We start from the raw sequence: 9,697 nt of genomic DNA, 5'->3' as shown, positions 1-9,697 counted from the left end.
CCTTCGACGGGTCCTTGCCCGAGAACGCGCCACCACCATGCCGCGCCATCCCGCCGTAGGTGTCCACGATGATCTTGCGACCGGTCAACCCCGCGTCACCCATCGGACCACCGACCACGAACCGACCGGTCGGGTTGATCAGCGTGCGCGGCTCGGAGGCGTCGAGGCCCAGGGAGGCCGCCTCGGGCTCGATGACGTGTTGCACCAGGTCACGGGTCAGCATGCCGTCGAGGTCGATGCCCTCCGCGTGCTGGCTGGACACCACCACCGTGTCCAGCCGCACCGGGCGGTCGCCCTCGTACTCGATGGTGACCTGCGTCTTGCCGTCCGGCCGCAGGTACGGCACGGTGCCGTTCTTCCGCACCTCGGTGAGCCTGCGCGAGAGACGGTGAGCAAGCGCGATCGGCAACGGCATCAACTCTGGGGTGTCCGAGCACGCGTACCCGAACATCAACCCCTGGTCACCGGCACCCTGCCGGTCCAACTCGTCGAGAGCCTGGTCGAGCCGCGTCTCGTAGGCGGTGTCCACACCCTGCGCGATGTCCGGCGACTGCGAACCGATGGCCACGTTGACCCCACATGACGCGCCGTCGAATCCCTTCGCCGACGAGTCGTAGCCGATCTCGAGGATGCGGTCGCGCACGAGCGTGGGGACGTCCACGTAGGCCTCGGTGGTCACCTCGCCCGCCACGTGCACCTGACCGGTGGTGATGAGGGACTCCACCGCGACACGGCTTCGAGGGTCCGCTTCGAGCAGGGCGTCCAGGATGGTGTCGCTGATCGCGTCACACATCTTGTCCGGGTGACCCTCCGTGACGGACTCACTGGTGAACAGCCTTCGATTAGCGGTCACTATGCATCCTCGTCTTTCATCGCTGACATATCGCCGTTCGTCTCCGGAGTTCCACGTCGGGCCGCGCGTGGATGTCTGCCCAGGCGAGGTTACCGGGCCGGCAACCACCGACCCAGTGCGTGAGACCGATCTCCGACAGGCGTGAGGTAGGTCTCCCTCCGGCCGCCTCGACCGGACTCCCACATCACGACACCTCGAATCGAACTCCACCCCGAGTGCACGATTCGCTCCTGACTGTGACGTTCCGGGACAACGGACACACCGAGTGTGCTCAGTTCGCTGCGATGGAAACGTTTCCGCCCGCACTGTCGTGCGACTGGTCGAGCGCGGGCGACCCGCGACCCCGGCGAAGCCGTGGCGACGTCGGCGATCCACCGAGGACGCCACCGCACTTTCGGGGCGACACCCGACTCACTCGGCTGGAAATCTCGAACACACGTGTGACATATCGCCCCCTTCGCAGCGTCGGGGAATTCCGCCGTGCCGTAACGCGGTGAACGTCTTTCGGTGAACACCACATCGAAACGGCACTCCCCACCAATCCGATCACACGGTCACTCCAGTGGCCGCCCCGACGCCGACCTCGTCGATCAGTCGCCCGGGCACAGGCCACAGAAGATCACAACACATCGAACTGATCTTGGCAATGCCCGTTCGAGTTCACTGTTGAACACCTGCGAAACCGCGGTACCACCTCAGCGAATGATTACTCCGTCCGAGAAACCTCGACAGCGACGGCTTACTCTCCGTTCGGAGATTCACCGACACCCCGCCCTTGACGCCCTCTCCCGAGCCGCTGAACTGCACCGTCTCCCCACCCGCGCCCGACCGACCGAACCGAACATGCCACTCGAAGAAGGCGAGCGGCATTTCACACACGCGTCAACGACACCGCCACGAGCAATTCTTCCCACGCTTCGACACCGAACGAATATCGAACCCGGACGCCGATTCCTCGCTGCCCAACGAGACGGGTCACGCATTCTCACCGACGACCGATTACGCAACAGCGGACACCCGCGACGGAATAGCTTTCCCGGACACGGCGATCGCACTCGGAAGAGAGCCGTCGACTGCCGTCGACCAGCGGAAAACCGGAAGAAAGAACGGTGGCACAGCGCCCCGGTGCTGCTGGGGGTTCAGCACCGGGGCACCCTCGCCACCGATACGCCCTGGGGAGGGAAGCGGGCGCACGGCCGGTCGACGAAATGCTGTTCACAATCCGTCGACTACGGGATCGAGCATACGTGCGCCACCGATGTTTGCATAGTTTTCCAGCAAGCCTCATTCCGTTCACCGGAACACCGACCGCGCGTCGTCGGCGAACGTCTTCCACACCTGGACGGCGGCCCGCGCCAGCACGTCCGCCACGGCTGTTTCCTCGCCGACGTCGACCTCGGCGGCGTCGTAGTCGTCCCACAGCGCCCCGACCGCCTCGGGACACAGTGTCGTCGCCGGATGCACACGTCGCCCCGACCCGTCGACGTAACCGTCGTCGGGCCGCAGGTCGACGACGCGAGCAGCGGTTCCACCTGCGTCGTCGACGATCGACGCCGCGAGTTCGTTCGCTCGCGTCGGCGCCTCGCCCGGCCCCGCGAGGCACAGCACGCGGTGGTGCACCCGCCACCATTGCAGTCGCAGTTCGCCCACCGGCGAGGTGGACTGCCCGTCGCACGGCGAGCCCACCCCGCCGACGGCTCCACGGAGCCGCGCACGGGCCTGGGCGAGCGCGCGGACGTACGCGGCGACGTGAACGCGCTCCAGCTCGCCGAACGGGGTCTGATCGTGCTGACACACCAACGCCGCGAGGGGATAGGCGGCCCGCTCCTGCTCGCACGTCGCGGGAGCAGGCTCCGGCACTCCCGTATAGCGCAACGCCGGCACGTCGCCGATGCGATGCATCGGCCTGCGCACGTACCGCGCCAACCGGAACTCGGCGTCGACCTCGTTGCGCGCCGCCGCGACGACCTCCAGGCACACCACCCACAGCCGCACGTGACGGTGACGACGGCGGCGTTCCCAGCACGCCACATCCGCCGCCTCCCGCCCCGCCCGGGCGTCCGCGACGGCAACCGTCAGCGGCGTGTGGTCCCCGATCCGCCGATCACCGACAGTGGTGGCCACCCCCCAGTCGGCGTCCCCTGATCCGCCTCCCGGAACATCCCCCACTCCCCCGTCGCCCACGTCGCGTACCCCCGCCGTGTCCTCGCGTTTCCCGAAGCGCGGAACCGGCGACGCGACCAGGTGGGGGTTCACCCAAGGCCGACGCCGCCGGGGGCTAACGTGACAAGCGTCCAACTGTCCGTAGCCACGTCGAATGTAGCGTGCTAGCAGACTAGCGCGCTACACCGCGGCGTGGCCCGTACGGGTGAAGTGTGCCCGCTTCACCCGCAGCCGAAAGGTGAGGCCCTTGGTCGAAGTGAGCCACGTCGTCGCGGAGTGGGCGTTCACCCAAGGATTGAAGAAGCTGCGCGAAGCGAGTGAGAACTCCAATCAGAGCGAGATCGCTCGCCGGATCGGCAAGAGCCGCGCGACCATCGGCCACTACGAGATGGGCCGCTACCTCCCGAGCCACGACAGCCTCGAAATCATGCTCGACGCCTACGGTCACAGCGACCGGGCGCCGTACTACCGGGAACTCCGTGACCGCGTCGAGATGCACTCGCCGGACTGGTGGGAGGACGAGTTCCCCGAACACTTCCCACCCCGCTCATTGGCACTTCTCGCGGGATTCGAATACTCGGCCACCGAGGTGCGCGCCTTCGAACCGCAACACGTCCCGGAACTGCTGCAGACGCCAGCCTACGCCGAAGCGCTGCTGCGCGCCGAACTCGCCGGTCCACGCGCCGACCAACTGACGCTGCACCTGCGCATGCTGCGTGGGCGCCAGACCCGAAGAAGGTCGTGTCGCCGAGGTCGAGCACCAGGGAGTCGGCTGCCGGGACCGTCTCGTCCAGACACCGTCGCAGCGTGGGAGCTGCGAGGATGTCGACCTCTCCGGAGACCTTGACGACGACCAGCCCTACCGCAGGCCTGTCGACCCTCACGTCGACGAGGTCCTTCGTGCACGCCATCCGGTCGCCGCCTCCCGTCGAACGGATTCCGCCGGCACGGTTGGATCACAACCGATTCGACCGTACGCCCACCAGCGCAGATAACGCAAGGACAACGATTCACTCACGCACGTCGCGACATTCGGACTCCGAACTGTCTATTGTGGACAGACAGGAGACCACCCTCGCGGGAACGTCGACTCGCTCGGGAGAGCGATTCACGGAAGGCGAGCACGCCTCTCCCGTCCGATGACACTGTCGAGTGACGACACGAGAACAACCGCGATGGACAGTCACTCACGATGACGATCGCGCGGGCGCGATGGTGGCTTCGCGGGCTGTCAAGACTGTCGCCCGACCAGCCGTGGCCGTGGTGTGGTCGGCGAGCCGCTTGGGTAGCCACGGTCCCGTGACTCCTGACGAGCAATCCCGACTCGCGGAACGCGACAAGGCGGGAGGCTCAAGCGGGTACGAGGACCTCGCTCCGTTGTTCAACACACTGGCCGCCCTGGATCCGGACGATCCGCGGCGAACGGCCGTGCGCGACGAGATCATCACCCGCTGCCTCCCGCTCGCCGAGCACATCGCCCGGCGGTTCGTCGGCCGTGGTGAGCCGAGAGACGACCTGGTGCAGGTCGCACGGTTGGGACTGCTCAACGCCATCGATCGCTTCGACGCGACCCGCGGCACCGAGTTCGTGGCCTTCGCCGTGCCGACGATCATGGGTGAGGTCCGGCGGCACTTCCGCGACTCCAGTTGGGCCGTCCGTGTGCCACGGCGGTTGAAGGAGCTGCACCTCTCGCTCAGCCAGGCGAGCGGCAAGCTGGCCCAACGGCTCGGGCGAGCGCCCACCCCCAGTGAGCTGGCATCCGAACTCGGGCTCTCCCCGGAGGACGTCTGGGACGGTCTGCTCGCGGGCAACGCCTACCAGTCGGTGTCGATGGACGCGGCCTACGACGACGAAGGCACCCTGCCCCTGGCGGAGACCGTCGGCGAGGACGACGTGCAGCTCGAGAACGTCGAGTACCACGAGTCACTGCAGCCGCTGTTGGCCAGCCTGCCGGAACGCGAACGACGAGTGCTGATCCTGCGCTTCTTCGGCAACATGACCCAGACCCAGATCGCCGAGCGCGTCGGCATCTCCCAGATGCACGTCTCGCGCCTGCTCGCCCGCACGCTGCAGTTCCTGCGCACCCGACTCAGCGAGTGAGCCGCCCCGTCCCCCGACCGTTTGGCCCGACCACCACCGGGGTAAGCCGCAGCCGAGCCGGGGAAGTCGGGAACGAGCCGGACGGGGTCGCATGAATACCGAGATCACGCTCATCGTCGACGGCCGCCACCACACGATCACGGTCGACACCCGGGTCACGCTGCTCGACGCCCTGCGCGACCGGCTCGGCATCACGTCCCCGAAGAAGGGATGCGACCACGGTCAGTGCGGATCGTGCACAGTGCTGCGGGACGGGCGGCGGGTCACGACCTGCCTGACATTCGCCGTCGCGGCCGACGGCAGCATGATCACCACCAGCGACGGGCTTCGGGGTGACGACGGGTCACCGCATCCGTTGCACCGCGCGTTCGTCGACCACGACGGCCTCCAGTGCGGCTACTGCACACCCGGCCAGATCTGCTCGGCGGCCGGGGTGCTGGCCGAGGTCGAGGCCGGGTGGCCGAGTTCGGTCACCCCACCCGGCACCGCGCCCACGCTGGACGCCGCCGAGATCCGGGAACGCATGAGCGGCAACCTGTGTCGCTGCGGCGCGTACCAGGGCATCGTCGCGGCCGTCGCGGAGGTGGCCGACGCCCGGGGACTCGCGACCACCGAGCCGCGGGGTGCGACGTCGTGATCCCGTTCGAGTACCGCAAGGTCGAGACCGCGGACGCCGCCGTCGCCACGGTGACGGACAACCGCAGGGCCGCCTATCTGGCCGGCGGTACGAACCTCGTCGACCACATGAAACTCGGCGTCACGTCGCCCGAGTTGTTGGTCGACGTCTCCGAGCTGGGGCTCGACACCGTCGAAGAACGTCCCGACGGCGGGGTGCGCGTCGGGGCGGGAGCACGCAACAGCGACGTCGCCGCGCACCCGCTCGTCCGCGAGCGGTACCCCGTGTTGTCGCAGGCCCTGCTCTCGGGTGCGTCCGGGCAGTTGCGCAATCTCGCCACGGTGGGCGGCAACCTGCTGCAACGCACCCGCTGCGTCTACTTCCAGGACGTCACCACCCCGTGCAACAAGCGGTCGCCCGGTGCCGGTTGCTCGGCGCTCGACGGCTACACGCGATATCACGCCGTGCTCGGCGCGTCCCGGCACTGTGTGGCCGTCCACCCGTCGGACATGGCCGTGGCACTGGCCGCGCTCGACGCCGTGGTCCGCATCCGGACGGTGAACGGCGAACGAACGGTGCCCGTCGTCGAGCTGCATCGACTCCCCGGCGAGCACCCGGAACGGGACACGGTGCTCGACCACGGTGAGCTGATCACCGCCGTCGACCTGCCACCGTCGCCGTTCGCCGGGCGCTCCCGCTACGCGAAGGCACGCGACCGAGCGTCCTTCGCGTTCGCCCTCGTGTCGGTGGCGGCGGCGCTGGCCGTCGAGAACGGCGTGGTCCGGGACGTGCGGATCGCGTTGGGCGGCGTGGCCCACAAGCCGTGGCGGGCGACCGCGGCCGAGCGCGCGTTGCGCGGTGCGGAAGCAACCTCGCGCGCGTTCGACGACGCGGCCGAGGTGGAACTGGCCGCCGCGGAACCGTTGCGCGACAACGCATTCAAGATCCCGTTGGCGCGTTCGATGCTCGCCTCCGTCCTGCGGGAGCTGTCGCGGGAGGACACATGACCGAGCCGTTGCAGCCGCACGTCGTCGGCACCGACGTCGAACGCGTCGACGCGTGGGCCAAGGTGACGGGCAGGGCGCGCTACGCCTACGAACAGCCCGTGCCGGAACCCGCTCACCTGCAGGTGGTCCGGTCGACGGTCGCCAGGGGACGCGTCACCGAGGTGGACGCTCGCGCGGCCACGGCCCTCGACGGCGTGCTGACGGTGTTGACGCCGTTCAACGCGCCGCGACTGCGTACCGGCCACGACGCCGAGCTGGAGGTGCTCCAGTCGGACACGGTGTGGTTCCGGGGTCAGATCGTCGCCGCCGTGGTGGCCGAGACCCCGGAAGTCGCCCGCCAGGCCGCCGATCTCGTGCGTGTCGAGATCGAGCAGCGTCCCCACGACGTCGCCTTCTCGGCCGACCGCCCCGATCTCTACAAGCCCGAGGTCGTCAATCCCAACCACCCCACCGACACCGTGACCGGCGACCCGGACACGGCGTTCGACGCGGCTTCCCGCGCGGTGGACGCGACCTACACCACGGCGATGAACCACAACAACCCGATGGAACCGCACACCACCGTCGCGGCCTGGCACGGCGACGACGACGTGGTGCTCACCCTCTACGACTCGACGCAGGGCGTGCATCCCCTGCGGGACGCGATGGCGGCCGTGTTCGGGCTCGATCCCGAGCAGGTGCGGGTGGTGGCCCCGTACGTCGGTGGTGGCTTCGGGTCGAAGGGCCGACCGCATGCGCACGACGTGATCGCCGCACTCGCCGCGCAACGCGTCGAGGGGCGGGCGGTGAAGTTCGCGGTCACGCGACAGCAGATGTTCTCGTTCGTCGGGTACCGGACACCGACCGTCCAGCACGTACGGTTGTCGGCCGACGTCGACGGACGGCTGACCGGCATCAGCAACGACGTCGTCGAGTTGACCTCGCGATTCAAGGAGTTCGCCGAACAGACCGGCCTTCCCGCCCGGACGATGTACGCCGCCGAGCATCGGCGCACCACGCACCGGCTGGCGGCACTCGACCTGCCCGTGCCGTCGTGGATGCGGGCACCCGGCGAGTGCCCCGGGATGTTCGCTCCCGAGGTGGCCATGGACGAACTCGCCGAGGCGTGCGGACTCGACCCCGTCGAGCTGCGCCTGCGCAACGAACCCGAACGCGACCCGGACACCGGGTTGCCCTATTCGTCCCGCAACCTGGTCGCCTGCCTCACCGAGGGAGCGCGCCGCTTCGGCTGGGAGTCCCGCCCGCGCCTGCCCCGGGCGAGGCGGGACGGTGACTGGTGGGTCGGCACGGGCGTCGCGAGCTCGACCTATCCGGTACTGCGACGGCCGGGGTCGGCAGCGGCCTCGGTGCGGTATCGGGACGGCCGGTACGAGGTGGGCATCGGGGCCGCGGACCTCGGTACCGGAGCCTGGACCGTGCTCACCCAGATCGCCGCCGACGCCCTCGACGTGCGCCTCGACGAGGTCGACGTCCGGATCGGCGACACCACGCTGCCGCGAGCCCCGGTGGCGGGCGGCTCCTCCGGAACCGCCAACTGGGGATCCGCCGTGGTGGCGGCGGCGCGGCGGTTCCGGGAGAAGTACGGGGCCGATCCGGCGGACGGCGACGAGTACACCGGCTCGGACGAGTGCGGCCGGAAGCGGTTCGCCGCGGCCGCCTACGGCGCCCAGTTCGCCGAGGCGCACGTCAACGTCCACACCGGCGAGGTCCGTGTGCCCCGGCTTCTCGGCGTGTTCGCCGTCGGCCGGGTGCTGAACCCGCGGACGGCCCGGTCGCAGCTCGTGGGCGGCATGACGATGGGCCTGTCGATGGCCCTGCACGAGACCAGCGTGCTCGACGAACGACTCGGGTTCGTGGTGAACCACGACCTCGCCGAGTACCACATCGCGACCTGCGCCGACGTGCCGTCCGTCGAGGCGCACTGGATCGACGAGCACGACCCGCACCTCGGTCCGCTCGGCAGCAAGGGGATCGGGGAGATCGGCATCGTCGGCACGGCCGCCGCGATCGCCAACGCCGTGCACCACGCCACGGGCATCCGCGTCCGCGACCTCCCCATCACCAACGACGTGGTGTTCGAACCGAACCTGACCCAAGGAGTGATCCGGTGAACCAGCCTCAGCAGAGCCAGCAGCCTCCCGGCGACACCGGGCGAATGGACCCGCACCCGCGTGACGAGATGCGCGGCTGGGTGGGACGGGACCTGCTCCGCGGCCGGAAGGCCCTCATCACGGGTGGTGACTCCGGGATCGGACGCGCGGTCGCCATCGCGTTCGCCAAGGAGGGCGCCGACGTCGCCATCGCCTACCTCGACGAACACGACGACGCCGCGCACACCGCCGCGTTGGTCCGGCAGGAAGGGCGTCGCTGCCTGCTGCTTCCCGGCGACCTCGCCGACGCGCGCCACTGCGAGCAGATCGTCGCCGACACGGTCCGTGAGTTCGACGGCCTCGACCTGTTGGTCAACAACATCGCCACCCAACAGGAGCACGAGTCGTTCGCGGAGATCGACGACGCACAGTGGGTTCACACGTTCGAGGTCAACGTCCACTCCTACTTCCGCGTCACCGCCGCCGCACTCCGGCACATGCCCGCGGGAAGCGCCATCGTGAACACGGGCTCGGTGAACGGGCTGCGAGGCAACAAGAAGCTCATCGACTACTCGGCCACCAAGGGGGCCGTGCACGCGTGGACGTTCGCCATGGCCCAGTCCCTCGTCTCGCGGGACATCCGCATCAACTGCGTGGCACCCGGCCCCGTCTGGACCCCGCTGATCCCGGCCACGATGTCGAAGGAGCACGTCGAGCAGTTCGGTCAGCAGGTGCCGATGGGCCGCGCCGCCGACCCCGACGAACTCGCCCCCTCGTACGTCTTCCTCGCCGCCAACCAGTTGTCGTCGTACTACACGGGCGAGGTCATGGCCGCTCTCGGCGGCGAGACCACCCCGGGCTGACGACA

General features: G+C 69.0%; 7 protein-coding genes and 1 pseudogene. 6 read left to right on the top strand and 2 right to left on the bottom strand.

Going from position 1 to position 9,697, the window contains the following annotated elements; translation table 11 throughout:
* Both metK and JAV51_RS18835 read right to left on the bottom strand, forming a co-directional pair.
* Positions 1 to 853: methionine adenosyltransferase (gene metK, locus JAV51_RS18840; RefSeq protein WP_197322066.1), on the bottom strand; the 853-nt coding region annotated here is incomplete at its 3' end.
* Positions 854 to 2,146: 1,293 nt separating this feature from the next.
* The gene (locus JAV51_RS18835) at positions 2,147 to 2,977 is read right to left on the bottom strand and encodes a hypothetical protein (protein ID WP_307845931.1); all 831 of its coding nucleotides are present in this window, start codon (positions 2,975 to 2,977) and stop codon (positions 2,147 to 2,149) included.
* Between the two features lie 286 nt (positions 2,978 to 3,263).
* Here JAV51_RS18835 and JAV51_RS18830 point away from each other — a divergent pair.
* The 6 genes and pseudogenes from JAV51_RS18830 to JAV51_RS18805 all read left to right on the top strand — a co-directional run.
* A pseudogene (locus tag JAV51_RS18830) lies at positions 3,264 to 3,743 on the top strand (Scr1 family TA system antitoxin-like transcriptional regulator); the annotation flags it as partial.
* Positions 3,744 to 4,315: 572 nt separating this feature from the next.
* Positions 4,316 to 5,116: a SigB/SigF/SigG family RNA polymerase sigma factor gene (locus JAV51_RS18825; protein ID WP_197322065.1), complete on the top strand. Its 801-nt coding sequence runs from the start codon at positions 4,316 to 4,318 to the stop codon at positions 5,114 to 5,116.
* 91 nt (positions 5,117 to 5,207) lie between these two features.
* Positions 5,208 to 5,753 carry a (2Fe-2S)-binding protein gene (locus JAV51_RS18820; protein WP_197322064.1) on the top strand — a complete coding sequence of 182 codons (546 nt, stop codon included), beginning with the start codon at positions 5,208 to 5,210 and terminating at the stop codon, positions 5,751 to 5,753.
* On the top strand, positions 5,750 to 6,739 hold the full coding sequence (locus JAV51_RS18815; protein ID WP_197322063.1) for a xanthine dehydrogenase family protein subunit M: 990 nt from the start codon (positions 5,750 to 5,752) through the stop codon (positions 6,737 to 6,739). Before JAV51_RS18820 ends, JAV51_RS18815 begins: the two co-directional genes overlap by 4 nt.
* Complete coding sequence (locus JAV51_RS18810; RefSeq protein ID WP_197322062.1) at positions 6,736 to 8,850, top strand: xanthine dehydrogenase family protein molybdopterin-binding subunit; 2,115 nt, start codon at positions 6,736 to 6,738, stop codon at positions 8,848 to 8,850. The genes JAV51_RS18815 and JAV51_RS18810 overlap by 4 nt, the downstream gene beginning before the upstream one ends.
* Positions 8,847 to 9,692: an SDR family oxidoreductase gene (locus JAV51_RS18805; protein WP_197322061.1), complete on the top strand. Its 846-nt coding sequence runs from the start codon at positions 8,847 to 8,849 to the stop codon at positions 9,690 to 9,692. The genes JAV51_RS18810 and JAV51_RS18805 overlap by 4 nt, the downstream gene beginning before the upstream one ends.
* The last annotated feature ends 5 nt before the right edge of the window (positions 9,693 to 9,697 follow it).

The organism is Saccharomonospora sp. NB11, from assembly GCF_015910535.1.
Lineage (GTDB): Bacteria > Actinomycetota > Actinomycetes > Mycobacteriales > Pseudonocardiaceae > Saccharomonospora.
Note: the sequence above shows the minus strand (reverse complement) of the source record. Positions and strands in the feature narration are given on the sequence as shown.